The sequence below is a fragment of the Zobellella iuensis genome, assembly GCF_016746085.1.
Taxonomy (GTDB): domain Bacteria; phylum Pseudomonadota; class Gammaproteobacteria; order Enterobacterales; family Aeromonadaceae; genus Oceanimonas; species Oceanimonas iuensis.
Genome location: NZ_JAERTZ010000020.1, coordinates 1 through 25,927 on the forward strand (window position 1 = coordinate 1; position 25,927 = coordinate 25,927).

Genomic DNA, 25,927 nt, shown 5'->3' on the forward strand with positions numbered 1-25,927 from the left:
ACTCTACGTGCGAGGTCAGCGAATGCTGCCTCCAGGGTCCAACGGCCTCCCCGGTAACTGTTTTTAACTCTATCAGTTCATCTCGCTTCAACATACAAGGGTCCACTTCAGTGGAGCTCTCACCCACGGCGCCGGGGTTTGGTCGAATAAATTCGACCCTACGGGTCCGCTGCAGGATCCATTTCAATGGACCACCCCGACAACGGTGTCGCAAAGCGGAGATCCACTCCCCCAGGCTCACTGCCCCCGCCGCAGGCGCTGATAAAACGCCAGATCCAGCTCCAGCTCGGTGACATACATATCACCGTCCGGATAGCTGTTGACCACCCGAGCTCCCCGCACCATGCCCCGGCTGCTGCTGCTGACGGTACCGTCCTGCAGCACGTGGCTGTTCAACTGGCTGGAGCTGGAGGTCATCACGCCACTCAGCTGTTCGGTCAGCTCCCGGTAGGCATCGAGCTTGGAAGCCCGCATGGCATGCAGCAATTTCTGCTGGTAATCGGCGGGCCGTTGCAGGCTGATGGGTGCATAGCCCACCGCATAGAGGTGATTCTTCCTGGCCGGCACATCCTGGCTGCCATGGCCGCCCTGGGTACCGCTGCAACCGGTCAGCGCCAGCAACAACAGGGCACAGACTTTATTTCGCATAACGGCTCCTTTGCTCCGGTGTCATCACCACCTCGGGCCCGCGCTCCTTGAGCATGCCGGCCACCAGGTATTCGGGAATAAATTGCTGGGCGCTGGCCACCAGGCTGTTGTCGCCCATCGAGACCAGGCGGGCATTGACCAGGCGTCCGCCCATGGTCTCGCTGACGGTACCATGCAGCAGGTAACGGGCGCCGATCCGTGAGCCGAGCTGGCGATAATCGCGGCTGGTGCTGATGTCCCCCTCGGGGGTGATACGGATAAAGGGCAAGGCCTTGAAGTCGACCACCCGCAAGCCGTACTGATTCAGCTGGAACATCATGGTTTCCGACAGCAGGCGACCGAAGTAGTCCTGACCGCGGTAGTCTTCCTGGCTGACGAAACCGCTGACCGCGATGCCGGACTGGGCATCCAGGCCATGGCCGCTGGACACCAGCCGGTAGGCCAGGGCCGACATATGCTGCTGCAGCTGGGTCTGGCCGCCCACCAGCGAAGGGCCGGCGGAAGGCAGCTGGGCACTGCGGCTACCGGCGCTCATGCGCATGGGTACGCCGTCCTGGCTGTGCCGGGGCGAGCTGGCCGGCGCCGGTACCGGCCCCAACGGCTTGCGGCTGGTGTAGTGGGAAGCATGATCATGGGGCAGATGGTGGCTCTGGCTGTCGAACCGCTGCCCGCCCAGGCCGGCACAGGCTGACAGCCCCAACACGGCCACAAGCATCAATGGTCTTGTCATCAACAAGCTCCCGAAAAATTAACATGAAACTGGCTCTGTATCGGCCCCGGTTTGCCAAACTTTAACCGGCACCGGCAAGCTATCGGGCAAGAATTTTGCATAATTCTTGCCAAGATTTGACCCGGGCCGTGCTTTTATTGCCGCCCCTTTGTTACACAGGATCTCAGAGTGCCGAGAAAAGCCTTAGTTACCGCCCTGCTGCTTTCGCTGCTGCCCTTCGCCGCCCAGGCCGACTGGTATCAGGCCGACGGCTCGGCCCCGCTCAGCCTGGGGGTGGAAACCGCCCGCCAGCAAGCGCTGGAGCAGGCCCTGGCCGATACCCTGCTGCAGGCCGGCGCCTCCCTGACCACGGTGCAGTCGGTCACCAACGGCATGTTCTCGGGCCAGCAACTGGACATTGCCGCCCAGGGCGAGCTGATGGACTATGTGATCCTGGACGAGCGCCGCAGCCAGGGCCGGCTGTGGCTGACCGTGCGGGCCGACATCTGGCCCAATGAAAACGTGCAGCCCCAGTGCGTCGGCCGTTACCGGCCGGGCCTGGCCCTGACCGCCCTGGCCCTGCAGCATCCGGAGCAGGGCCAGATCGGCCAGATCTACGAACTGGGCAATGCGGTCACCCACCGCCTGGCCCAGCGCCTCGGCAACAGCGTCAATCTTATGACGCAGCTGCCCCACCAGCTCACCACGGATCCCCGGCTCCCGCGTAATCCCGGCCTGCGCCAGGGCGGCGACATCCTGAGCCATCGGCAGCAATCCCGGCTCTTGCTGAGCGGCGTCATCGAAGACATCAGCATGAATGACGGCAACTGGGTGGACTGGCGCTTCAAGGAGCAGGCCCGCCAGTTCCGGCTGTCGCTCACCCTGGAAGACGGCCTCACCGGCGAAACCCTGCTGCAGCAACGCTACCAGGCCCAGTCTCCCTGGACGTTCAAGCGGCACGCCAAGGTGAATGTGCACGAGCAGGGCTTCTGGCAGTCCGCCTACGGCCAGGCGGTGGATCAGCTGCTCGCCCGGGCCATTCGCGATCTGGTTCAGGCCCAGTCGTGCATGAAGGCCGTAGGCCATATCCTGCAACAGTCGGAGGAAGGCATACTGATGGATCTGGGCCGCCAGGCCGGCATCCAGGTCGGCGATCGCTTTACCCTGGTCCATCGCCGCCAGTTGCAGCCCGGTTACTACAGCGAAACCTCGGCCCAGGCCCAGTTCGTGGTGAGCCAGAGCCACCCGGATTACAGCCTGCTGACGCCGGCCGACGGCGCCGCGCGGCAGGTTCGCATCACCCCCGGCGACATCCTCACCCAGCGTTGAGACGCCGGTTGTCGATTTTGTGTGCACTCGCGCAGGCGGCAGGTTCTCATCGGGGCCGGAGTTATATATACTCGCCCCACGCTCTCATAGCTCAACAGGATAGAGCACCCGCCTCCTAAGCGGGCGATCCAGGTTCGAGTCCTGGTGGGGGCGCCATGTCGCGCTTTTGTTTTACCCCTTCTTGCACCGGCTTGCCGCAGGCGGCAGAGTAATAGCCTCGTTACTCAGGAGCCCTTTATGTCCAAAGCTGTTCTGATCACCGGCTGTTCGTCCGGCATCGGCCATTGTGCCGCCCATTATCTGCACCAGCAGGGTTTCCAGGTAATCGCCTCGGCCAGAAAAGCGGAAGATGTGGTACGGCTGAAGGAAGAAGGGCTGGAGGCCGTGCTGCTGGATCTGGCGGACGAAAACAGCATAGAGGCCGGGCTTGCCCAGGCGCTGCAACTCACCGGCGGCAGGCTGTACGGCCTGTTCAACAACGGCGCCTACGGCCAGCCCGGCGCGCTCGAAGATCTGCCGACGGCCGCCCTGCGTGAACAGTTCAATACCAACCTGTTCGGTACCCATCACCTCACCCGGCTGGTGCTGCCGCCGATGCTGGCCGCCAACGAGGGGCGCATCATCCAGAACAGTTCGGTGCTGGGGCTGGTGGCCATGCAGTTCCGGGGCGCCTACAACGCCACCAAGTTCGCCCTGGAAGGCTATACCGACACCCTGCGCCTGGAGCTGGCGGGCACCGGGGTGCACGTCAGCCTGCTGGAGCCCGGCCCCATCGAAACCCGCTTCCGCGCCAACGCCAGGGACGCCTTTCTGCGCCATATCGACCCGGAGCAGAGCCGGCACCGGCAAGGCTACCGGCAAACCCTTGCCAGGCTGCAAAAGCCCGGGCCCAGCTCCCGTTACAGCCTGCCACCGGAATCCTGCCTGGCACCGGTACTCCATGCCCTGACCAGCCCCAGGCCCAAAACCCGTTACCCGGTGACCCGGGCTACCCTGATGATGAGCTGGCTGCGTCGCCTGCTGAGCGACCGGGCGCTGGATCGGCTGATGCTGAAGGCGGGCGGTTGAGCCTTAGCCCCCGAAATGGCTGCCGTTTTCGTAGTAATTGCGCCCTTCCAGCCGGGTGAACACCACGCCGATGTCCAGCCCCTCGCCCACCCGGGCGCGCAGCGCCTCGGTGATGGCGGCGGCCACCTGGTCCTGCACCTCCAACGGGCGCTCGAACCAGAGCACCTCGACGAAGGGATAGCCGTTCACCACATGTCCCTGTTGCACGAACTCGGCGGGAATGAATTCCAGGGTAAAATGCTCCTTGGGACTGCCGGCCAGGGGCGACAGGGTATCCACCAGGGTCTTGCTGACCTGTTTTACCGTGTCCCGGGTCAGGCCGCGAAAGCGCAGATGAGGCATAACGACTTCCTTTTTCTAAAATGAATAACAATTCCGGCATCATAATCAAAGCCGGTAGACAAAACAGCGGGGAGCTATGAAAATTTTCTGGCATTTACTGTTATGGCTCTGGTGCGGCCACGGCCTGGCCACGCCGGCCCTGTGGTCGGCCAGCAAGGACGAACAACAGCTGTGGCTGTTCGGCTCCATCCATATCGCCGATGACCGGCTGGCCGAGCTGCCGCCGGCGCTGCTGCAGGCGCTGGATGAGGCCGGGCTACTGTTGCTGGAGGTGGACCCGCGGACCATCACCCCCACCAGCCTGGCCCCCTACCTGCGCATGCCGACCGGGGAAAGCTGGCAAAGCCGGCTGGGCCCCAGCCTTTCCGCCGAGCTCGACGCCGCCGTCAGCCAGGCCGGCCTGGCCCAGCTCAGGCCCTTACCGCCCTGGTTTGCCGCCCTGCAACTGACCCAGGCCAAGGCCATGGCCTTGGGCTTTGCCGGCGAGCAGGGGGTGGATATGCAAATGCTGGCCCACGCCAGTGCCCGGCAGATCCCGATTGCCGGGCTGGAATCGGCCAGTACCGTATTCGGCATGCTGGCCTCGCTGCCCGCGCGGCGGCTGGAAGCCGACTTCGTACGCCATAGCCTGGATGAGCTGAACGACATGCAGCAACACCTGGACCGCTTGCTCGACACCTGGCTGAGCGGCGACGAGGAGGCCCTGAGGGACCTGCTGCAGGAGGAAGCGGGCGCCGAGCTCAAGGCCTTTATCGAACAGGAGCTGCTGCTTTCCCGCAACCGGATGTGGCTGGAGCAGCTGCACCGGCTGGATCCGCCCAGGGCGCTGCTGGTGGTGGGTGCCCTGCACCTCTATGGCGAACACGGCCTGCTCAGCCTGCTGGAGCAGGCCGGCTATACCCTCAATAAAATCGAGGACAAGGCGCTTTATTGATCAGGATCAGCATGGCTCCGTCCCGGCTCGCTAAGATGCCTCCATGGTGCAGACGAAAGGAGACGACCAATGGCATTCTGGCTTGATTTAATGTTTGGCAGCGATGTCGGCTTGATGTCCATGATAGTGATTATCGCCACCGCGCTGCTGATCAGCTTCTATGCGGGCTATTTCATCTACAAGGTGAAGAAAGCCACTCCCCAGCAATAAGCCCGGTTTAACAACGGTGGGCCCCGACCTCCTCCTCCCCCGGGGTCTGCCGTTTCCCCTTTTGCCCAACTTGCTTATACTGCGGCTATTCCCGTTATTGAGGAGCCGCCGCCATGTCTTCTTCAGAATGGTCTTCCTTTCTCGGTAAGCTGGACGGAATAACCCCGCTCCGGCAGGACACCCGTCAACGTCATCAGAGCCGACCCGGCTGATTATCTGAACAAGGAATCGAAGCATGTCTTACACCGCGCTGGTGGAACATTTTGAACAGCTGCACCACCTGCAGCACCTGGGTGCCATTTGCGGATGGGATCAGGCCACCATGATGCCGCCCGGCGGCAACGAGGCCCGGGCCGAAGCCCTGGGTACCCTGGCGGTACTCTGCCACCGGCAACTGCAGGAGGCACAACTGCCCGACTGGTTTGCCGCCGCAGAAGCCGGGCCGTTAACGCCGGAGCAGGCCGTCAGCCTGCACGAAATGCGCCGCGCCTGGCGCGACGCCAACATGCTGCCGGCCGATCTGGTGCGCGCCCGCTCCCTGGCCGGCTCGCGCTGCGAACACGCCTGGCGCAGCCTGCGCCCGGCCAACGACTGGGCCGGCTTTTTGCCCCTGTTCGAAGAGGTGCTCAACCTGTCCCGCCAGGCCGCTTCCGCCCGGGCCGAGGCCCTCGGCCTGTCCCGCTACGACAGCCTGCTGGAGCAATACGAACCCGGCATGCGCAGCCGGCAGCTCGACCAGCTGTTCGGCAACCTCGGAGGCTGGCTGCCCGACCTTATCCGGCAGGTACAGGAGCGGCAGCGCCATGAGCGGGTGCTGGCGCCAAGCGGCCCCTTCCCCACCACGCAACAGAAGGCGCTGGGGCTGGAGGTGATGGCGCTGCTCGGCTTCGATTTCGCTCACGGCCGGCTGGACGTCAGCGCCCACCCCTTCTGCGGCGGGGTCGGCGAAGACGTCCGGCTCACCACCCGCTACGATGAGCAGGACGTGACCCAGGCCCTGATGGGCATCATCCACGAGACCGGTCACGCCCGCTACGAGCAGGGCCTGCCGGCGGCCTGGCGCAAGCTGCCGGCAGGCCAGGCCAGATCCATGGGGGTGCACGAATCCCAGAGCCTGTTCTTCGAGATGCAGCTGGCCCGGCATCCGGCTTTTCTGGCCCGGCTGGCCCCCATGCTGGAGCGGCACTTCGGTCCCCAGCCGGCCTTTGTCCCGGACAACCTGGCCCGGCTGTATACCCGGGTCGAGCCCGGTTTTATCCGGGTGGACGCGGACGAGGTGACCTACCCGGCCCACGTGATGCTGCGCTTCGAGATAGAACGGGATCTGATCGAGGGACGCATGGAGGCCCGGGACCTGCCCGAACGCTGGGATCAACTGATGCAGCAATACCTGGGGCTGTCCACCAAGGGCAACCACAAGGACGGCTGCCTGCAGGATATCCACTGGACCGACGGCAGCTTCGGCTATTTCCCGAGTTATACCCTAGGCGCCATTTATGCCGCCCAGCAGGCGGCCGCCATGCAGCAGCAACTGGGCCCGCTGGACAGGCTCATCGGCGAGGATCTGCCCGCCATCTTCGGCTGGCTGCAACAGCACATCTGGCAGCACGCCAGCCTGCTGGAAACCGGCGTTCTGCTCAGCCGGGCCACCGGCCAGGCGCTGGATCCCGCTCCCTTCCGGTTGCATCTGGAGCAGAGATATCTGGCCTGATTCAGGCTACGCTTAAGCCACGGTCGCGCACGGAGGCACGACCTCAAGCCCAGGAGGGCGATGCGATGGACGGAAAAAAGCCCCGCCACCAGTTGGTGGTGTTTTACGATGGCAGTTGCGAAGGTTGTATCAAGGACAGGGCCCGTTATGAACGCTGGGCCGGCCCTGGCGGTGACGACATCTACTGGTTTGATATTACCGGACGGGAAGAAGTGCTGCTGAGCCTGGGGATCAGCCCGCAGAAGGCGTTGCGGGAGCTGCACGTGCAAACCGCCGACGGCGAGATCTTCTCGGAGCTGGATGCCTATATCCTGCTGATGAAAAGGGTTCCGCGGCTCAAGTTCCTGGCCTGGCTTATCGGGCTGCCGCTGATCCGCCCCTGCCTGTCCTGGTTGTACCGCACCCTGGTAAGGCGCCGGCTGGAGCAGGAAGGGCGGCTGTAACCCACCGATGGCCTGCTCTAATGATGTTGCGTTCACATGACAGTCCCCGGTGGCTAAGGCATAATCAGGCTCATTGACCCTACAAACAGACAAGCGGGCCTGCCATGCGCTATGCCAATATCACCGGTTGGGGCAAATGCCTGCCTCCCGCCGCCCTCAGCAACGAGGATCTCGGCACCTTTCTCGACACCTCCGACGACTGGATTTATAGCCGCACCGGTATCAAGTCCCGTCGTATCGCCCATGTGAATACCTCCGCACTGGCCACGGTCGCCGCCCGTCATGCCCTGGCCGCCGCCGGACTGGACGCGGAACAGCTCGACGGCATCATCCTGGCCACCGCCAGCCCCGACAGCCTGGTGCCCAGCGCCGCCTCGGCGGTACAGCAGGCCCTGGGCGCCGGCCGCGCCGCGGTGTTCGACCTGAACGCCGCCTGTACCGGCTTTATCTACGGCCTGAGCGTGGGCAGCGCCCTGATCAAGGCGGGCGGCATGCAACGGGTACTGGTGATCGGCGCCGAGCGGCTGACCCACTACCTGGACTGGACCCAGCGGGACACCGCCGTGCTGTTCGGCGACGGTGCCGGCGCCGTGCTGCTGGAAGCCAGCGATGAGCCGCTGGGGCTGATTGCCGACCGGCTGGGCTGTGACGCTGAGGCCAGGGATATCCTCGCCGTGCCCGATTCCGGCACCTGCCGGCGCCGTTTCGCGCACGTGGACGGCCTGTTCGAGGTCAATTTCGAGGGCAAGGAAATCTTCAAGCGGGCGGTGAAAGGCATGGGCGATGCCGCCAGTTTCGTACTGGAGCAGGCCCGCGTGAGCGAGCAGGACATCGATCTGCTGCTGCCCCATCAGGCCAATATCCGCATCATCGAGACCCTGGCCAAAAAGATGGCGCTGCCGGACGAAAAAGTCATGATCAACATCGGCCAATATGGCAACACCTCCGCCGCCACCGTGCCCATCGCCCTGTGCGAAGCGCTGGAACAGGGCCGCATCAAACCGGGGGCCCTGCTGCTGACCGCCGCCTTCGGCGCGGGTCTGACCTGGGGCGCCGGCCTGGTTCGCTGGGGCGAGCGGGTCACCCCCCTGGCCCAATCCGATGCCGCCCTGCCGCCCTGCGAGCAAACGGCCCTCGAACTGCTGGCCCCCGCCATCGAAGGCTGTCGCCAGGCCCGCGGCGGCTAAATCCCCAGTCACCTGGGGCCCATTTCAATGGGCCCTCCCGCCAACCACGCAAAACCGGCCTCAAGCCATCGCCTTGACCGACTCCAGCACCTCCAGCATGCGGGCGGGCTGCACCGGCAGCCCCACCTTCAGCTCCCCTTCCAGCCGTGCCAGGGTACGCGGATTGAGGTTGCCGCTGACCTCCGCCGGCAGCAGTGCATCACTCACCCGCAGCGGCTCGGCCCGCATCGCCAGCAACAGCCGCAGGCTGTCTTGCTGCAGCGCTCCGGCCAGGGCCGACAGCTGCGGCGCACGGATGTTGTCCTGCGCCTCGGCATAAAACGGGCTGGCAGCGGGCAGCTCGAAATGGCGCCGCCAGTCGGGCTCTCCCTGCGCGTCTTTCGGCTCGTCGAGGCGCGGCAGATCCCGGGCATCGTCCGACAGCAGCGCCAGCAACAGGCCGAAATCGCCACGACGCCCCTGGTGGACCGCCTGGTTGAGGCTGTCACCGAGCTGACTGTCATTGACGAGCAGGTTGGCGGAGATGTCTGGCAGCATAAAAAGTGCAAATATTAGGCATTTAAACTGTTATCGGCAGCAAGCTGCCTTTTTTTAGCAAAAAATTACTTTCAAGGGGTTCACAAGCCGCATCTTTTTGGTAGTATGCGCCCCACAAAGTGTGGAGGGGTTCCCGAGCGGCCAAAGGGATCAGACTGTAAATCTGACGGCTCAGCCTTCACTGGTTCGAATCCAGTCCCCTCCACCATTTATCCTCGATTAATGCCGTGCGCGCTAATCTACAATATAAAAAGTTTACTCGTGGAGGGGTTCCCGAGTGGCCAAAGGGATCAGACTGTAAATCTGACGGCTCCGCCTTCACTGGTTCGAATCCAGTCCCCTCCACCATCTTTCAAGCCGGTGCATTGCACCGGCTTTTTTGTTTTCCGCCTGCGCGGAGGTGACGGAAATCCGCAGCCGCTGTCCGCCACACGGCTGAAGCCGTGTCTACCAAAAACTGGGGACTGGGGACTGGGGACTGGGGACTGGAAATTATCATCCATCCCAAATCCCGGATCTACAGTCCCTGTAACCGCCTGGCCTATTCAGGCTTTTCCCGCAATGCCTTGTTCAGCAGCCGCTGCTGGTGCTCCGGCGAAGTGGTATGGCGCGCCAGCATGCGGTACATGGCCGGCACGATAAAGAGGGTGAGCAAGGTGGCCAGGGCCACCCCGGCAAACACCACTGTCCCCACCGCCTGACGGCTTTCGGCCCCGGCGCCGCTGGCCAGGATCAACGGAATCGAGCCCGCCACCGTGGTGAAGGCGGTCATCAGGATGGGCCGCAGCCGGCGCACCGCCGCCTCCACCAGCGCTTGGTGGAACTCAACCCCCTTGTCCCGCAGCTGATTGGCGAATTCCACTATCAATATGCCGTTCTTGGTCACCAGGCCTATCAGCATCACCATGGCGATCTGGCTGTAGGCGTTGAGGGTCATGCCCGCCAGATAGAGCCCCAGCAAGCCGCCCAGCAACCCCAGGGGCACCGTCAACAGCACGATAAAGGGGTGGATAAAGCTTTCGAACTGGGCCGCCAGGATCAGGAACACTACCACCAGCGCCAGGCCGAATACGAAGGCCACGTCGCCCTGGTTGTTCTTGTACTCCAGCGACTCGCCCTTGTAGTCGACCGAGGCCTGCTCGGGCAGATGCTCCCGCACCAGTCCATCCAGGTAATCCAGCGCCTCCCCCAGGCTGTAGCTGCCGACCAGGTTGGCGCTCAGGGTGATCGCCTTCTTGCGGTTGTAGTGGTTGAGCGACGGCGAGGCGCCCTGTTCGTTGAGCTGTACCAGGTTGTCCAGCGACACCAGATCGCCGTTGCTGCTGCGCAGGTAGATACCGGCCAGATCGCTCAGCCGGCTGAAGGCGTCTTCCCGCCCCTTGAGGTAAACGTCGTACTCCTCTCCCTGGCGGGAATAGGTGGTTATCGCCTGGCCGCCCAGCATCACGTTCAGGCTGTCGGCCACCTCGGTCACCGAAATACCGAGCTTGGCGGCCCGTTGCTGATCCACTTCCACCAGCAGCTCGGGCTTGGTCTCGGCATAATCCAGATCCAGGTCGCTCAGCCCCGGATTCTGCCGCGCCAGCTCCCTGAGCTGTTCGGCCCACAGATACAGCTCATCGTAGTCGGCCCCGCCCAGCACGAACTCCACCGGCGAGGTCGAACCGCTGCGGATGGAGGACGGCAGTATGGGGATCACCAGCACATCGGCCACGTCTCGGGTCAGGCTGCGGATGCGGCTCGCCAGCGCTTCCGCCGACAGATCCCGCTTGTTCCAGCTCTCCAGGGCGGTGATCACCATGCCGCTGTTCACGCCGCCGCCGAAGCCGGGGGTACGCACCGTCAGGCTGGTGACGACGCCCTCTTCCAGCAGCGGGGTCAGGCGCGCTTCCACCTCGCCCATGGCCCGGCTCATGCGCTCGAAGCTGGCGCCCTCGGCGCCACGCACCATCACGAACACCACGCCCCTGTCTTCCTTCGGCGTCAGGCTTTGGGGAATTTCACGGAACAGCAGGGCAATCAGCCCGAGCGCCGCCGCCATCACCACCGGCGCCCACCACACATGGCCCAGCTCGTTGCCGAGCAGGCGGCGATAGCGCCCTTCCAGCCAGGCGAAACCGGCATCGAAATGGCGGGCCAGCCAGCCGGACTGGCGGTGCGGCCGCAATATCTTGCTGCCCATCACCGGGGTCAGGGTCAGCGCCACCAGGGAGGAAAACGCCACCGCCGCCGCCAGCAGCACCGCGAACTCGGTAAAGATGCGGCCGATGATGCCGCCCATGAACACTATGGGCAGGAACACCGAGATCAGGGTCAGGGTGGTGGCGACGACCGCAAAGCCCACCTCCCGGGTTCCGTGGTAGGCGGCGGCCAGGGGCGAGCTGCCCCGTTCCAGGTGGTGATAGATGTTCTCCAGCACCACTATGGCATCGTCCACCACCAGGCCGATGGCCATGATCAGGGCCATCAGGGTAATGAGGTTGACGGTGAAGCCCATGGTGGAGGCCACGATAAAGGCGCTGATCAGCGACACCGGCACCGTGATCGCCGGGATCAGGGTGGCCCGCACCTGGCCGAGGAAAATGTAAATCACCAACACCACCAGGGCCATGGTGATCATCAGGGTCTTGTAGACTTCACTGATGGCGCTGTCGATAAACACCGAACTGTCGTAGGTCCAGGTCAGTTCGGTGCCCTCCGGCAAAAAGGGCCGCTGGGCCAGCACCGCCTCCTTGACCACCGCCACCACGTCCAGGGTGTTAGCCTGGGTCTGCTTGACTATCCCCAGGCCCACCACGTTCTGGCCGTTGGAGCGGAACAGGGTGTCCTCGGGCTTTTCCCCCTCCCACACCTGGGCCACGTCGCGCAGGTAGACCCGCTCCCCGCTGCCGATACGGCGAATGGTCAGGGTCTCGAAATTCACCGCCTGGTCATAGCCGCGCTGAATGCGGGCGGCGAAGTTCTGCTGGGCGTTCTCCAGGGTGCCGGCGGGCAGTTCCACGTTCTGGGATCTGAGCGCGGCGGCAATGTCGTCCACCGTCACGCCCCGGGCCGCCATGGCGGCGGGATCCAGGCGCACGTTCATCACCCGCTCCTTGCGGCCCCCCACCCACACCGAGCTGACCCCGTCGAGCAGGCTGAAGCGGTCCGCCAGCACGTTCTGGGCATAATCGCCCAGATCCAGCGGCGACATGCCGGTGGATCTCAGGGTCACCCACAGGATGACGTCGTTACGCCCGGTGTCCTTGGTGACGATGGGGGCGTCGGCTTCGGATGGCAGCCGCCGGGAAGCCCGGGCCACCGCCTCGCGCACATCGCTGGCGGCATTGTCCAGATCCCGGCTGGGATCGAACTCGATGGTGATGCTGGAGCGGCCATCGGTGGTGGTGGAGCTGATGAACTTAACGCCGCTGATGCCCGACAGCTCGTCCTCCAGCCGCTTGGTCACCTGGGTTTCCAGTACGCTGGCGCTGGCGCCGCTGTAGTCGGTGCGCACCGTCACCACCGGCGAGGTGGTGTCGGGCATTTCCCGCAGCGGCAATTGCAGAAAGGAGATCAGGCCGAACACGCACAGCATCAGGCTGAGCACTATGGCCATCACCGGCCGGGCGATGGCAACATCAGAGAGCTTCACGCTTGACCTCCACCTGCATGCCGTCGCGCACCTTGACCGTGCCTTCGCTGATCACCTGCTCGCCGGGGGCCAGGCCCTGGGTAATGGTGACCGAATCCCCCATGTTGCGGCCGATCTCCACGCTGCGCCGGCTGGCCTTGCCTTCCTCGTCCACCACGAACACATAACGCTGGTTGCCCGCGTAAAGCAGGCTCTGGGCCGGGATCACCGCCTGCACGCTGCTGTTCAGGGGCAGGCGCACCCGCACCAGCATGCCCGGCACCAGCAGGCCGGCGCTGTTGTCGAACAGCAACCTGGCGCCGGCATTGAGGGTATCCGGATTGACGCTGGGGGCGATCACCGCCAGCTCACCGATAAAAACCTGCGCACCGTAGGCATCGGTGGTGGCGGAAAGTTGCTCCCCCACCTTGAGCTGGCGGAAATAACGCTCGGGCACCGCCAGATCCAGTTTGAGGGTACTGAGATCGAGCAGCTCCGCCACCGGCGTATTGGCCGCCAGCAACATGCCGGAGGCCACGTCGGACAACCCGATCACCCCGGCGAAGGGCGCGCGCAGGCTCAGATAGTCGGCCTGCACCCGGGCCGCCTGCAACTTGGCCTCCGCCATGGCCACCGCCGCCTGCTGGCCTTCGAGTTCGGTCTGGGTGACCGCCTTGCGGTTGAACAGGGTCTGGAAGTTGTTGAGAATACGGCGGGCGTCCATCAGCGCGGCTTCCGCCTCCTTCACCGCCGCCTGGGCGGCGCGGTCGTCCAGGCTGAGCAGCAACTGGCCCTCTTCGACCCGCTGGCCGGGCACAAAGTGCACCCGGGTGACCCGGGCGCTGACCTGGGGCGCAATCGCCACCTCCTGATTGGCCTTGAGGGTGCCGATGAGTTCAATCTCGGCCTGCACCGGTTGCTCGGTCACCCGCACCGTGGCGACCACGGGGCCGGTCTGGGCCGACACCGTCATCGACAGCCCCAGCAGGCCGCCGCACAACAGCCCCAGGTACTTGTTATTATTTAACATTATTCCATCCCATAGCTAACGCTCGCTCCAGTTTACCCTGTTAACTCCCCCAGACTATGTCAGACGGCGGGAAAGATGTGACAAAGTGTGGCAAGCCCTCTTGCGAGGCCCCGAGCAGGTGCGAAAAATCCCACTACGCTTAGTAAAAGACCCGAGATACCGGTATTACTTTTGGTCAAGGAGACAGCATGAGCCAGGGAAAAATTCTGATCACCGGGGCGGCTCGCGGCCTGGGGCTGGGCATGACCCGCTATTTTCTGCAACACGACTACCAGGTGCTGGGGCTGGACATCGACAAATACGCCCTGACCGAGCTGGATGAAGCCCAGTTGCCCGGCTTGCAGCTGGTGCATCTGGACGTGGCCGATGAACAGTCGGTACAAACCCTGAGCCGGCTGGTCGAACGCCAGTTCGGCCATCTCACCGGCATCATCAACAATGCCGCCATCAGCCTGCCCTACCACGAACCGATTCATCATCTGTCCCTGGCTCACTGGCAGCGGGTGCTGGCGGTCAACCTCACCGGCCCCATGCTGATCTGCAAGCATCTGTCGGGCCTGCTGCGGCCGGGCTCGGCCATCATCAACATCGGTTCGACCCGGGCCCACCAGTCGGAACCCGACAGTGAGGCTTATGCCGCCGCCAAGGGCGGCCTCATCGCCCTGACCCACGCCCTGGCCATCAGCCTGGGTCCGGGGCTGCGGGTGAACGCCATCAGTCCGGGCTGGATCGATGTCAGCCACCTGCAACCGGAGCGGCAGGGCATGGCGCCCGGCCCGGACGATCACCGCCAGCATCCGGTGGGGCGGGTCGGCGAAGCCGAAGACGTGGCCGCCCTGGCCCGCTTCCTGCTGTCTTCCCAGGCGGGCTTTATCACCGGCCAGGAATACATCATCGACGGCGGCATGAGCAAACGGATGATCTATCCCGACGGCCCGGCTGCCGACTAGGCCGCTTTCTGCTAGCATGGTGCCAAATTTGATTATATTGGCATCCTTATGAAAGTTATTTCCTTCAATATCAATGGTCTCAGGGCTCGCTTACCTCAGTTGCAGGCACTGATCGACAAGCACCAGCCGGACATCATCGGCCTGCAGGAAACCAAGGTGCACGACGACGCCTTTCCGCTGGCGGAAGTGGAGGCCATGGGCTACCGGGTCCACTTCCACGGCCAGAAAGGCCACTACGGCGTGGCCCTGATGAGTAAAGAGGCGCCACTGGAGATCCGCAAGGGCTTTCCCACCGACGACGAAGACGCCCAGCGCCGGATGATCATCGGCCGTTTCGCCTGCCCCGACGGCAACCAGGTCACGGTACTCAACGGCTATTTCCCCCAGGGGGAAAACCGCAGCCACGAAACCAAATTTCCGGCCAAGACCCGTTTCTACCAGGATCTGCAAAACTACCTGGACGAATACCACCAGCCGGACGAGGCCCTGGTGATCATCGGCGACATGAATATCTCCCATACCGACCTGGATATCGGTATCGGCGAGCCCAACCGCAAGCGCTGGCTGCGTGACGGCAAGTGCTCCTTCCTGCCGGAGGAGCGGGAGTGGATGGACCGGCTGCTGGGCTGGGGCCTGGTGGATACCTGGCGACTGCAACATCCGGAGGAAAACCAGACCTATTCCTGGTTCGACTACCGCAGCAGGGGCTTTGATGACAACCGCGGCCTGCGCATCGACCTGATCCTGGCCAGCCGCCCGCTGGCGGCACGGCTAACCGACACCGGCATCGATTACGAGCTGCGCGGGCTGGAGAAGCCCTCGGATCACGCCCCCATCTGGGCCAGTTTCGGGAAATAAGGCGCAGGGATTGGGGCTCGGGCAATAGCCTCAGTTCCCGCTCCCGTAGATCCATTTCAATGGACCATCCCGGCGTTTACCAAGGAATTGGAACCTGCCGGCGCCAACATACCCCGTAGGCGCGGTTTCAACCGCGCGATCCCGCACCCTCGTCACTCCCGCGAAGGCGGGAGTCCAGTGCAATCTGTCATGGACCTCCGCCTTCGCGGAGGTGACGAGGGTTCGGTCACGGCCCTTAAGCCGTTCTCGGCTTCAGATGCCGGAACCAGCGGTTCTCCAGTCGGCGGAAGCCCCATACCAGCAGGAAGGTCAGGCACATATAGACCAGGCCTGCCGCCAGGAAGGCTTCGAACGGCGAATAGTAGCGGGAGTTGACGATGCGCGCCGCGCCGGTCAGATCCACTATGGTGATCACCCCCGCCACCGCCGAGCCGTGCAGCATAAAAATCACCTCGTTGCTGTAGGCCGGCAGGGCGCGACGGAAGGAGTTGGGCAGGATAATACGGCGCAGGGTGGTGAGCTTGCTCATGCCATAGGCATAGGCCGCCTCGATCTGGCCCTTGGGCATGGCGTTGATGGAGCCACGGATGATCTCGGCGGTATAGGCCCCGGTATTGAGGGTAAAAGCCAGGATGGCGCAGAACCAGGCCTGGCTGAACAGGGTCCAGGCCGGGGACTGCCGCAGCCATTCCCACTGCCCGGCCCCGTAGTAGATCAGGAACAGCTGTACCAGCAGGGGCGTGCCGCGGAAAAAATAGATATAGGCCCAGGCCGGCCCCTTGATCAGCCAGTTGTGGCTGTTGCGACAGATGCCCACCGGCACCGCGATGAGCAGTCCCAGCAACAAGGAAATGGCCACCAGGAAGAGAGTGGTGTAGAGCCCTTCCCAGTAGACGTCCCACTCGTTGACGATGATTGAAAAATCCATGGTTTACCTCGTCTGGATGGCGTAGTGGCGCTCGGCCCACTTGAGCATGGAGGTGGACAGGGTGGTGAACAGCAAAAAGATCACCGCCACCGCCATATAGAAGGTAAAGGGCAACTGGGTGGCCCCCGCCGCCAGCGACGCCTTGCGCACCATGTCGTCGAGCCCGATGATGGACACCAGCGCCGTGGTCTTGAGCAACACCAGCCAGTTGTTGCCCAGGCCCGGCAGGGCATGGCGCATCATCTGCGGAAACAGGATCCGCCGGAACACCAGGGTCGAGCTCATGCCGTAGGCCCGGGCCGCCTCCAGCTCGCCCTTGTCCACCGCCAGTATGGCGCCGCGGAAGGTCTCGGTCATGTAGGCCCCGAAGATAAAACCGATGGTGACGATGCCCGCCATAAAGGGGCTGATTTCCACATAGTCGGGCAGGTAGCCGACCCACTGGTGATCGGGGTTGCCGCCGCCGATCCACTCGTTCAGCTTCTGATTGAGCGAATAGAGGGAGTTATTGAGCAATACCTGGCCGCCGAAGAAGATCAGCATCATCAGCACCAGATCCGGAATTCCCCGGATCACGGTGGTGTAGCCGGTAGCCAGCCAGCGGGCAGGTTTGAATGAAGAGAGTTTGGCCAGCGCCCCCAGCAATCCCAGGGTTACCGCCAGCAACAATGACAACAGGGCCACCTCTATGGTCACCCAGGCCCCTTCCATCAGGGCGCGTTCGTATCCTTTCAGATCCAGCATAACGACTTCCTATCATACCGGCCCCGAGCCGGGGCCGGTAGCCGCTGATTAACCGCCGTACACGTCGTATTCGAAGTACTTGCCGTTGATTTCCTGGTACTTGCCGCTTTCACGCAAGTCCAGGATCGCCTGGTTCAGCATCTCCTTCAGCTTCTGATCCTGCTTGCGCACGGCGATACCGAAGCCTTCGCCGAACCATTGCTCATCGGTGACCGAAGGACCGACGAATTCGAACTGGTCCCCGCCGTCCTTGTTGAGCAGGCCTTCCTCGATGGCGGTGGCATCCAGGAACACATAGTCGATGCGGCCGGCCTTCAGATCCAGGTAGGCCTCGTCGGCGGTGCCGTAGCGCACCAGAGACACCTCACGGCCGAAGTTGTCGGTCAGGTACTTGTCGTGGGTGGTGGCAATCTGCACGCCGATGCGCTTGCCGGCCAGGCCTTCCTGGCTCAGCTCCAGCTCGCTGCCTTTTTTGGCGGCGAACTTGTTGGGCACCAGGGCATATTTGCCGGTGAAGTCGACGGTGCGCTTGCGCTCCTCGGTAATGGACATGGCGGCGATGATGGCGTCGTACTTGCGCGCCAGCAGCGCGGGGATGATGCCGTCCCAGTCCTGGGCCACCAGTTGGCACTGCACCTGCATCTGCTCGCACAGGGCATGGGCCATGTCCACGTCGAAGCCCTGCAGCTGGCCGCTTTCATCGGTCCAGGAAAAGGGAGGATAGGCACCTTCGATGCCGAAGCGTACGGTTTTCCAGTCCTGGGCCTGAACCGCGCCTGTAGCCAGTGCGGCCATCATGGCGCCTGCAACCAACAGTTTTTTCATAAACCTTGCTCCTTGTGTAACGTCCTTGGTATTGCCTGTGTAGATCAATAAACCGAAGAGATAAATTGCTTGAACCGCTCGGAACTGGGGTGGGCGAACACGTGCCTGGGATCGCCCTGCTCTTCCACCACCCCCTGATGCAAAAACATCACCTTGTTGGACACGTCCCGGGCGAAGCTCATCTCGTGGGTCACCACCAGCATGGTCCGGCCTTCTTCCGCCAGGCCGCGCATCACCCCCAACACTTCGCCCACCAGCTCCGGATCCAGCGCCGAGGTGGGCTCGTCGAACAGCATCACCTCGGGGTCCACCGCCAGGGCGCGGGCGATGGCCGCCCGCTGCTGCTGGCCGCCGGACAGGTGGCCGGGATAGTACTCCCGCCGCTCATAGAGCCCGACCCGCTGCAGCAGGGTCTCGGCCTTGTCGATGGCCTCTTTCTTCGGCACCTTGAGCACGTGCACCGGTACTTCGATGATGTTCTGAAGTATGGTCATATGAGACCATAAATTGAAACTCTGGAAGACCATCGCCAGCCGGGAGCGAATTCGCTCCACCTGGCGCATGCTCACCGGCTCGCGCTCGCCGGCCTTGTTGGTGCGCATTTCGATCAGTTCGCCATGCACCCGCACTTCCCCCGCCGACGGGGTCTCGAGCAGGTTGATGCAACGCAGGAAGGTGGATTTACCGGATCCGGAAGAACCGATAATGGAGATCACATCGCCGTTGACGGCGCTTAAATCGATACCTTTGAGCACTTCCAATGAGCCGTAATGCTTGTGCAGGCCCGACACTTCCAGGGCAGGTTTACTCATCCGTTAGACCTTTATTCCCGATGCCGACAGGGCGGCATGTATTTCATCCATGGTTAACGACTTGTTAACCGCTACCGGAAAACTACCATCAGTTCCGACCAATAACAACATAATCACCTTCATAATGCTATTAAGGTCGGTTTTTTATACAGCATTAACATCTTTTTGCAGTATAAAATTATTCAAAAATAGCGAATAAATCATCAAAAAGGTAATCTCCCTCCTACCCCTCCCCCGATGAAAGATGGCGGTTGTTATCCCAGCCCATGCAGATTTATTCAAAATAACACCAAGGGGTTAACTGCGAAAACCCGCAACCAATGCAGCCGAGTCCCAAGTCCCCAATCTCCAGCCCTTAAGCAAATATTCGGCTTTTTTTTCCATATCGGCTCACGTATTCTGTCAGAAATGGAATCGGTGGTTAAAAATCCAGCCACATCAATAAATTGGAAGATAAACTCTATGTACTCCGGCTTGCTTATCGTGTTGCTGCCCCTGGCACTGGGCTATTGCATTCCCTGTCGTTCCCAATCCATCGTCCACTTTATCAATGTCTCGGTGGCGCGCATGGTCTATCTGATCCTGTTTCTGATGGGGATCAGCCTCGCCTTCGTCGATAACCTGAGCGCCCACCTGGGCACTATCTTCAGCGTCTGCCTGGTCTTTCTCGGCTGTATCACCCTGGCCAACCTGGCCGGATTATGGTTGCTCGATATCAAACGGGGCCGGCTCAGCGGTGAACGGGGCGCCCCCGCCATCAGCAAATGGGCCCTGCTGCTGGACTCCGTCAAGCTGTGCCTGGTGATCGTCGGCGGCGTGCTGCTCGGCCAGTTCCTGGACCCGGAATGGTTCGCGGTGGACAACCTGAGCGAGTGGGCGCTGATGCTGCTGCTGCTGCTGATCGGCATCCAGCTGCGCAACTCCGGCATGAAGCTGCGGCAGATACTGCTCAATCCCTGGGGCCTGGCCATCGCCCTGGTGGTCATGAGCAGTTCCTGGCTGGGCGGCCTGGCCGGTGCCTGGCTGCTCGACATGCCCCTGAGCCATGGCCTGGCCTTCGCCTCCGGCTACGGCTGGTATTCCCTGTCCGGCATCCTGATCAGCGATCAATTGGGGCCGGTGCTCGGCAGCGCCGCCTTTCTCAACGACCTGGCCCGGGAGCTGGTGGCCATACTGATCATCCCGGCGCTGATGCGCCGCCACCCCTCCTGTGCCGTCGGCTACGGCGGCGCCACCGCCATGGACTTCACCCTGCCGGTGCTGCAACGCGCCGGCGGGGTCACGGTGGTACCGGTAGCCATCGTTTCCGGCTTTATCCTGAGCCTGGCCGGTCCCGTCTTTATCCTCAGTTTTTTATCGCTCTCCGCCTGAGTTCGGCATGTAATTTTATTACATGTTGACGCCCCTGGCCGCCGTTCACTCCGGGGGCCTGTCGCCACCCGAAATCAAACTGTGACATAGATCACCACAAGGCGCCTTGCACTTGAAAAATATTACTTAAAATGTGATAAAAATCACCATTCATTACCCATCCCGTCAGGTGAATAGCGTGATATACATCACAAACAAAGAGCTGGCGATTTCCCATTTTGTTAAATGTTGTAAAACTACCACTCAGCAATGTGACGAACATCACCTTAAAAACCAGGGGGCGGTTTACAAAAAGAGAGGCCGATCACGATAAATACACCCATGACTCCCGCCCGCCGCAGAAGTGTTAGATTTCCTACGAGCTCAACAACCAGGCGTGGCTATCGCCTACCGACAACGGAACTGACATCGCACCAGGCGGGGTTAAAGTTATGCTATCCCAGAACAGCAAGATCAAAATTCAGAACTTCGGACGTTTCCTGTCCAATATGGTGATGCCCAACATCGGCGCCTTTATCGCCTGGGGTTTTATCACCGCTCTTTTCATCCCCACCGGCTGGTTGCCGAACGAAACCCTGGCAACCATGGTCGGCCCCATGATCACCTACCTGCTGCCGCTGCTGATCGGCTACACCGGCGGTAAGCTGGTGGGCGGCGACCGCGGCGCCGTGGTGGGCGCCATCACCACCATGGGGGTGATAGTGGGCACCGACATCCCCATGTTCATGGGCGCCATGATCGTCGGCCCCGCCGGCGGCTGGGCCATCAAGCATTTCGACAAGGCCATCGAGGGCAAGGTCAAGAGCGGCTTCGAGATGCTGGTCAACAACTTCTCCGCCGGTATCATCGGCATGCTCTGCGCCATCGTCGCCTACCTGCTGATCGGCCCCTTCGTCAAGCTGATGTCCACCGCCCTGGCCGCCGGCGTCGGCTTCCTGGTGGATGCCGGCCTGCTGCCGCTGACTTCCATCTTCGTGGAAGTGGCCAAGATCCTGTTCCTCAACAACGCCATCAACCACGGCATCTTCACTCCGCTCGGCGTGCAGCAGGCCAGTGAATTCGGCCAGTCGATCTTCTTCCTGATCGAAGCCAACCCGGGCCCGGGTATGGGCGTGCTGCTGGCCTACATGTTTTTCGGCCGCGGCAACGCCAAGCAGTCCGCCGCCGGTGCCTCCATCATCCACTTCTTCGGCGGCATCCACGAGATCTACTTCCCCTATGTGCTGATGAACCCGCGCCTGCTGCTGGCGGTCATCGCCGGCGGCATGACCGGAGTCTTCACCCTGACCCTGTTCAACGCCGGCCTGCAGGCGCCGGCCTCTCCCGGCTCCATCTTCGCGGTGATGCTGATGACCCCCAAGGGCGCCCATGCCGGAGTGGTGCTGGCGGTACTGGCCTCGATGGCGGTGTCCTTCACCATCGCCTCCCTGCTGCTGAAGACCCAGCGCCAGCCCGAAAACGGTGACGAACTGGCCGCCGCCGCCGCCCGGGTACAGGCGATGAAGGCCGAAAGCAAGGGGGCCGGCCCGGCCGCCGGCATCACCAAGGATCCGGCTGCGGTCCGCAAGATCATCGTGGCCTGCGATGCGGGCATGGGCTCCAGCGCCATGGCCGCCAGCATGCTGGCCAAGAAGGTCGCGGCGGCGGGGCTCGGCATCTCGGTCAGCAACCTGGCCATCAACAACCTGGACGACAGCGTCGATATCGTGCTCACCCACAGGGATCTGACCGACCGGGCCCGTCGCCACGCGCCCCAGGCCGAGCATATCTCGCTCACCAACTTCCTCGACGGCTCCTTGTACGACAGCCTGGTCGCCCGGCTGAGCAAGGCGCGCGCCAAGGCCGAACCGGCAGCGGTCGCCGCTCCGGTTGCTGCCGAAGCGGCGGTACAGGACGACAATGCCCCCTTCCGGCTGCAGGCGAAAAACATCCACCTGGGCCTGAGCGCCGCCAGCAAGGAAGAGGCCATCCGCTTCGCCGGCGAACAACTGGTGAAAGGCGGCTACGTGGAGCCCTCCTACGTGGACGCCATGCTGGCCCGGGAACAGCTGACCTCCACCTATCTGGGCGAGTCCATCGCCGTGCCCCACGGCACCAGCGACGCCAAGGACGCGGTGAAACAGACCGGGGTCATCGTCTGCCAGTACCCGCAGGGGGTGAAGTTCGGTGACGACGAAGACGACATCGCCAGGTTGGTGATCGCCATCGCCGCCCGCAACAACGAGCACCTCGACGTGATCGCCGCCATCACCGGCGCCCTCGACGACGACGCCGTGATCGCAAAACTGACCAGCACCGGCAATGTGGACGAGGTACTAAAGGCGCTCAATCCGGCCTGAGCGAGAATAACCATGAGACCAGCGATTGTAATAAGTGGTGGCGGCGAAAGCGGTTAGCTCAGCCGACCATCCGCGCCAAGGCCGGAAAATGCTCCTGCCGTTCCGGCATTCCCGCCATCCATGGCGGTCAGATGCGCGGCTGAGCCCCCATGGATGGGTTTACGGCGAGTCGGAGGAGCTAATGCTTTTGTCGCCTAGCACCTCAACCGCAGGTTTCATGGCCAGAATTTGTCAGCAACCCGAGGCCCTCGGGCCTCCCTTAAACAGGTGAACCCATGACAACCGCCATTCATTTCGGCGCCGGCAATATCGGCCGCGGCTTTATCGGCAAGCTGCTGGCCGACGCCGGCATCCAGGTGACCTTCGCCGACGTCAACCCGCAACTGGTAGAGGCCCTGAGCAGCCGGCACTGCTACCCGGTGCATATCGTCGGCCAGGAGGTGCGTACCGACACCGTCACCGGCGTCGACGCCATCGACTCCCGCCGCCCCGAGCTGCTGGAGCTTATCGCCCACACCGACCTCATCACCACCGCCGTGGGCCCGACCGTGCTCACCCTGATCGCCAAGACCCTGGCCGAGGGCCTGCAACGGCGCTTCGAGCGCGGCAACGCCGCCCCGCTCAACATCATCGCCTGCGAAAACCAGGTGCGCGGCACCAGCTTCCTCAAGGGCGAAGTGCTCAAGCACCTGGACGCCCGCTACCGGCCCGAGCTGGAGCAGTGGGTCGGCTTTGTCGACTCGGCGGTGGACCGCATAGTGCCGCCCTCCACCGACCAGAGCGATCCCCTGGCGGTCACGGTGGAAACCTTCAGCGAATGGATAGTGGATCAGACCCAGTTCAGGGGCCCCGTTCCCGCCATTGCCGGCATGGAGCTTACCGACAACCTGATGGCCTTTGTCGAGCGCAAGCTGTTCACCCTCAACACCGGCCACATCATCACCGCCTACCTGGGCGCCTTGGCGGGCTACCGCACCATAGGCGAGGCCATTGCCGATCCGGCGATCCGGGCGCAGGTCAAGGCCGCCATGCAGGAAAGCGGCGCCGTGCTGATCCGCCGCTACGGCTTCGACCAAGCGCAGCACCAGGCCTACATCGAGAAGATCCTCGGCCGCTTCGCCAACCCCCACCTGGTGGACGAAATCGACCGGGTCGGCCGCCAGCCCATCCGCAAGCTGGGCCCCGAGGACCGGCTGATCAAGCCCCTGCTCGGCACCCTGGAATATGGCATCGACAACGCAAATCTGTTAAAAGGCATTGCCGCCGCCTTCTGCTACCGCAACCAGGACGATCCCCAGGCGGTGGAACTGCAGCAGCGGCTGGCGACGGAGGGGCTGAAAGCCACCCTGGCCCACTACACCGGGCTGGATGCCGCCAGCGTCGTCGCCGGACAGATAGAGCAGAGGTACCGCGAGCTCAGCCGCTGAGCCGGGCCGGACAACATTGAGCAGTGTAAGAGCCAGAACATGATAAGCCGCGAGCAAGAAGCCGACATATTCGAACGCCTTAACCAGACCCCTTCCGCCCGGGGCTTTGTGATCGCCATGGTCGAGGTGTTCGACGACATGCTCGACCAGTTGATCCAGAAAGTCTTTCGCAAGGACGACTACGCGGTCAAGTTCGCGGTCGAGCCGCTGCTCGGCACCACAGGGCCGCTGGCGGATCTGGCGGTACGGCTCAAGCTGATTTACGGCCTCGGCATCATTTCGCAGCAGCTGTACCAGGATATCGACCGGCTGCTCAAGCTCAGGGATTACCTCAACAGCCAGGGCCAGGAATACCGGCTGACCGACCCGGAAATCGCCGAACCGCTCAAGGCCCTGCATATGGTGGCCGCCATGGAGGTGCAGCCCTTCGTGGTGCTGCCCCCGGCCGGCGAGTTGGATCCCGGCCTGCTGCAGATGCAGCAGCAACGCCAGGAGCAGGTAATCCGCTCCGCGCTGGCGTTGGCGGTGGTCGCCGCCTGCAACGACATGATGCGCAGCAACCCGCTGATTGCCGGCTGAAGCGCCCAAAAATCCCCGCTTATCCCCCTTTGCCCCTTGCACCTTTGCGCTCAATCAGTATTGTGAACGGGGTATCTTTGTTTATTCACTTCCAAAGGAAGGACATTTGATTATGAAAAAAGTAGGTCTGGTCGGCTGGCGTGGCATGGTCGGCTCCGTCTTGATGAGCCGCATGGTGGAAGAAGGCGATTTCGCCCGTATCGATCCGGTCTTTTTCACCACTTCCCAGGCCGGCCAGCCTGCCCCCGACTTCGGTAAAGACGCCGGTACCCTGCAGGATGCCTACGACATCGACGCCCTCAAGGCGCTGGACGTGGTGCTGACCTGCCAGGGTGGCGACTACACCAAGGAAGTCTATCCCAAGCTGCGCGCCACCGGCTGGGACGGCTACTGGATCGATGCCGCCTCCGCCCTGCGCATGGACGACAGCGCCCTGATCGTGCTGGATCCGGTCAACGGCAAGCAGATCAAGCAGGCGCTGGAAAGCGGCGTCAAGACCTTCGTCGGCGGCAACTGCACCGTCAGCCTGATGCTGATGGCCCTGGGCGGCCTGTTCGAACAGGATCTGGTGGAGTGGGTGTCCGTGGCCACCTACCAGGCGGCGTCCGGCGGCGGTGCCCGCCATATGCGCGAGCTGGTAACCCAGATGGGCCTGCTGCGTGATGAAGTGGCCGATGAGCTGGCCGATGCCGGCTCCGCCATCCTGGAGCTGGAGCGCAAGATCACCGAGAAGACCCGCAGCGGCGACCTGCCGGTGGACAATTTCGGCGTGCCCCTGGCCGGCAGCCTGATCCCCTGGATCGATGTCCAGCTCGAGAACGGCCAGAGCCGGGAAGAGTGGAAAGGCCAGGCCGAAACCAACAAGATACTGCAGACCAATGCCGCCATTCCGGTGGACGGCCTGTGCGTGCGCATCGGTGCCCTGCGCTGCCACAGCCAGGCCTTCACCATCAAGCTGAAGAAAGACATCTCCCTCCCCGAGATCGAACGGCTGCTGGCCGCTCATAACGACTGGGTGAAGGTGATCCCCAACGACCGCCAGCTGTCGATGGAAGAGCTGACCCCGGCCGCCGTGACCGGCACCCTGACCGTACCGGTAGGCCGCCTGCGCAAGCTGAATATGGGCCCCGAGTACCTGTCCGCCTTCACCGTGGGCGACCAGCTGCTGTGGGGCGCCGCCGAGCCCCTGCGCCGCATGCTGCACCTGCTGCCCTGAACCGGCCTCCGGCCGTGAGCAACGCCCGCCCCTGGCGGGCGTTTTGCTTTGTCCCGCCCGTCGGGGTGACACCGGGATAAAGGTGGCGCCCTTCCCCTTCCAAACCGAATAATACTT

At 62.9% G+C, this 25,927-nt stretch carries 24 protein-coding genes and 3 tRNA genes; 17 read left to right on the plus strand and 10 right to left on the minus strand.

Going from position 1 to position 25,927, the window contains the following annotated elements:
* Positions 1-237 precede the first annotated feature (237 nt).
* Both JKV55_RS09215 and JKV55_RS09220 read right to left on the minus strand, forming a co-directional pair.
* Positions 238-648, minus strand: a complete 411-nt coding sequence (locus JKV55_RS09215; protein ID WP_202084485.1) for an LPP20 family lipoprotein — start codon at positions 646-648, stop codon at positions 238-240.
* Complete coding sequence (locus tag JKV55_RS09220; RefSeq protein WP_202084486.1) at positions 638-1,378, minus strand: FlgO family outer membrane protein; 741 nt, start codon at positions 1,376-1,378, stop codon at positions 638-640. The genes JKV55_RS09215 and JKV55_RS09220 overlap by 11 nt, the downstream gene beginning before the upstream one ends.
* A 168-nt stretch (positions 1,379-1,546) precedes the next feature.
* Here JKV55_RS09220 and JKV55_RS09225 point away from each other — a divergent pair, with 168 nt between their 5' ends.
* From JKV55_RS09225 to JKV55_RS09235, 3 genes are all read left to right on the plus strand, one after another.
* Entirely contained in the window at positions 1,547-2,686 is a 1,140-nt protein-coding gene (locus JKV55_RS09225) for a flagellar assembly protein T N-terminal domain-containing protein (RefSeq protein WP_202084488.1), read from the plus strand.
* 80 nt (positions 2,687-2,766) lie between these two features.
* Positions 2,767-2,842: transfer RNA gene (locus tag JKV55_RS09230), tRNA-Arg, on the plus strand.
* An 81-nt stretch (positions 2,843-2,923) separates the two neighbouring features.
* On the plus strand, positions 2,924-3,754 hold the full coding sequence (locus JKV55_RS09235; protein WP_202084490.1) for an SDR family oxidoreductase: 831 nt from the start codon (positions 2,924-2,926) through the stop codon (positions 3,752-3,754).
* Positions 3,755-3,757: 3 nt separating this feature from the next.
* Here the strand turns inward: JKV55_RS09235 and JKV55_RS09240 are convergent, their stop codons facing one another.
* Complete coding sequence (locus tag JKV55_RS09240) at positions 3,758-4,096, minus strand: DUF1904 domain-containing protein (RefSeq protein WP_202084492.1); 339 nt, start codon at positions 4,094-4,096, stop codon at positions 3,758-3,760.
* A gap of 76 nt (positions 4,097-4,172) precedes the next feature.
* On the opposite strand from JKV55_RS09240, the gene JKV55_RS09245 reads away from it, so the two are divergent.
* The 5 genes from JKV55_RS09245 to JKV55_RS09265 all read left to right on the plus strand — a co-directional run bounded on the left by JKV55_RS09245 (position 4,173) and on the right by JKV55_RS09265 (position 8,581).
* Positions 4,173-5,030 carry a TraB/GumN family protein gene (locus JKV55_RS09245; RefSeq protein WP_202084494.1) on the plus strand — a complete coding sequence of 286 codons (858 nt, stop codon included), beginning with the start codon at positions 4,173-4,175 and terminating at the stop codon, positions 5,028-5,030.
* Between the two features lie 69 nt (positions 5,031-5,099).
* Positions 5,100-5,240: a DUF3149 domain-containing protein gene (locus JKV55_RS09250; RefSeq protein ID WP_202084496.1), complete on the plus strand. Its 141-nt coding sequence runs from the start codon at positions 5,100-5,102 to the stop codon at positions 5,238-5,240.
* A gap of 235 nt (positions 5,241-5,475) precedes the next feature.
* Positions 5,476-6,951: a carboxypeptidase M32 gene (locus JKV55_RS09255; protein ID WP_202084498.1), complete on the plus strand. Its 1,476-nt coding sequence runs from the start codon at positions 5,476-5,478 to the stop codon at positions 6,949-6,951.
* Between the two features lie 65 nt (positions 6,952-7,016).
* Positions 7,017-7,394: a thiol-disulfide oxidoreductase DCC family protein gene (locus JKV55_RS09260; protein ID WP_202084500.1), complete on the plus strand. Its 378-nt coding sequence runs from the start codon at positions 7,017-7,019 to the stop codon at positions 7,392-7,394.
* Positions 7,395-7,498: 104 nt separating this feature from the next.
* Positions 7,499-8,581 carry a ketoacyl-ACP synthase III gene (locus tag JKV55_RS09265; protein WP_202084502.1) on the plus strand — a complete coding sequence of 361 codons (1,083 nt, stop codon included), beginning with the start codon at positions 7,499-7,501 and terminating at the stop codon, positions 8,579-8,581.
* A 60-nt stretch (positions 8,582-8,641) separates the two neighbouring features.
* Here the strand turns inward: JKV55_RS09265 and JKV55_RS09270 are convergent, their stop codons facing one another.
* Positions 8,642-9,118, minus strand: coding sequence for a VC2046/SO_2500 family protein (locus JKV55_RS09270; RefSeq protein ID WP_202084504.1), 477 nt, complete (start codon positions 9,116-9,118; stop codon positions 8,642-8,644).
* 123 nt (positions 9,119-9,241) lie between these two features.
* Here JKV55_RS09270 and JKV55_RS09275 point away from each other — a divergent pair.
* Positions 9,242-9,326, plus strand: a tRNA-Tyr gene (locus JKV55_RS09275).
* A gap of 55 nt (positions 9,327-9,381) precedes the next feature.
* Positions 9,382-9,466 (plus strand) — tRNA-Tyr (locus JKV55_RS09280).
* A 193-nt stretch (positions 9,467-9,659) separates the two neighbouring features.
* Here JKV55_RS09280 and JKV55_RS09285 read toward each other — a convergent pair.
* Together JKV55_RS09285 and JKV55_RS09290 are read right to left on the minus strand one after the other, a co-directional pair.
* Positions 9,660-12,752: an efflux RND transporter permease subunit gene (locus JKV55_RS09285; RefSeq protein WP_202084506.1), complete on the minus strand. Its 3,093-nt coding sequence runs from the start codon at positions 12,750-12,752 to the stop codon at positions 9,660-9,662.
* Positions 12,739-13,761, minus strand: a complete 1,023-nt coding sequence (locus JKV55_RS09290; protein WP_202084508.1) for an efflux RND transporter periplasmic adaptor subunit — start codon at positions 13,759-13,761, stop codon at positions 12,739-12,741. The genes JKV55_RS09285 and JKV55_RS09290 overlap by 14 nt, the downstream gene beginning before the upstream one ends.
* 188 nt (positions 13,762-13,949) lie before the next feature.
* Here JKV55_RS09290 and JKV55_RS09295 point away from each other — a divergent pair, with 188 nt between their 5' ends.
* Positions 13,950-14,711: an SDR family oxidoreductase gene (locus JKV55_RS09295; protein ID WP_202084510.1), complete on the plus strand. Its 762-nt coding sequence runs from the start codon at positions 13,950-13,952 to the stop codon at positions 14,709-14,711.
* Between the two features lie 48 nt (positions 14,712-14,759).
* Positions 14,760-15,569 carry an exodeoxyribonuclease III gene (gene xthA / locus JKV55_RS09300; protein WP_202084512.1) on the plus strand — a complete coding sequence of 270 codons (810 nt, stop codon included), beginning with the start codon at positions 14,760-14,762 and terminating at the stop codon, positions 15,567-15,569.
* Positions 15,570-15,804: 235 nt separating this feature from the next.
* Here the strand turns inward: xthA and JKV55_RS09305 are convergent, their stop codons facing one another.
* From JKV55_RS09305 to JKV55_RS09320, 4 genes are read right to left on the minus strand one after another with little or no spacing between them, the layout of a single operon-like run.
* The gene (locus tag JKV55_RS09305) at positions 15,805-16,497 is read right to left on the minus strand and encodes an ABC transporter permease (protein WP_202084514.1); all 693 of its coding nucleotides are present in this window, start codon (positions 16,495-16,497) and stop codon (positions 15,805-15,807) included.
* Positions 16,498-16,500: 3 nt separating this feature from the next.
* Positions 16,501-17,241: an ABC transporter permease gene (locus tag JKV55_RS09310; RefSeq protein WP_202084516.1), complete on the minus strand. Its 741-nt coding sequence runs from the start codon at positions 17,239-17,241 to the stop codon at positions 16,501-16,503.
* Between the two features lie 48 nt (positions 17,242-17,289).
* Entirely contained in the window at positions 17,290-18,066 is a 777-nt protein-coding gene (locus JKV55_RS09315; RefSeq protein WP_202084517.1) for an ABC transporter substrate-binding protein, read from the minus strand.
* 44 nt (positions 18,067-18,110) lie between these two features.
* Complete coding sequence (locus JKV55_RS09320; protein WP_202084527.1) at positions 18,111-18,878, minus strand: ABC transporter ATP-binding protein; 768 nt, start codon at positions 18,876-18,878, stop codon at positions 18,111-18,113.
* Positions 18,879-19,340: 462 nt separating this feature from the next.
* Here JKV55_RS09320 and JKV55_RS09325 point away from each other — a divergent pair, with 462 nt between their 5' ends.
* From JKV55_RS09325 to asd, 5 genes are all read left to right on the plus strand, one after another.
* Entirely contained in the window at positions 19,341-20,249 is a 909-nt protein-coding gene (locus tag JKV55_RS09325) for a LysO family transporter (RefSeq protein ID WP_202084528.1), read from the plus strand.
* 431 nt (positions 20,250-20,680) lie between these two features.
* Positions 20,681-22,588, plus strand: a complete 1,908-nt coding sequence (locus JKV55_RS09330) for a PTS mannitol transporter subunit IICBA (protein ID WP_202084530.1) — start codon at positions 20,681-20,683, stop codon at positions 22,586-22,588.
* Between the two features lie 275 nt (positions 22,589-22,863).
* Positions 22,864-24,015 carry a mannitol-1-phosphate 5-dehydrogenase gene (locus JKV55_RS09335; RefSeq protein WP_202084532.1) on the plus strand — a complete coding sequence of 384 codons (1,152 nt, stop codon included), beginning with the start codon at positions 22,864-22,866 and terminating at the stop codon, positions 24,013-24,015.
* Between the two features lie 39 nt (positions 24,016-24,054).
* Positions 24,055-24,594 (plus strand): MltR family transcriptional regulator, encoded by a 540-nt coding sequence (locus JKV55_RS09340; RefSeq protein WP_202084534.1) that lies wholly within the window; start codon positions 24,055-24,057, stop codon positions 24,592-24,594.
* Between the two features lie 112 nt (positions 24,595-24,706).
* Entirely contained in the window at positions 24,707-25,810 is a 1,104-nt protein-coding gene (gene asd, locus JKV55_RS09345; protein ID WP_202084536.1) for an aspartate-semialdehyde dehydrogenase, read from the plus strand.
* The last annotated feature ends 117 nt before the right edge of the window (positions 25,811-25,927 follow it).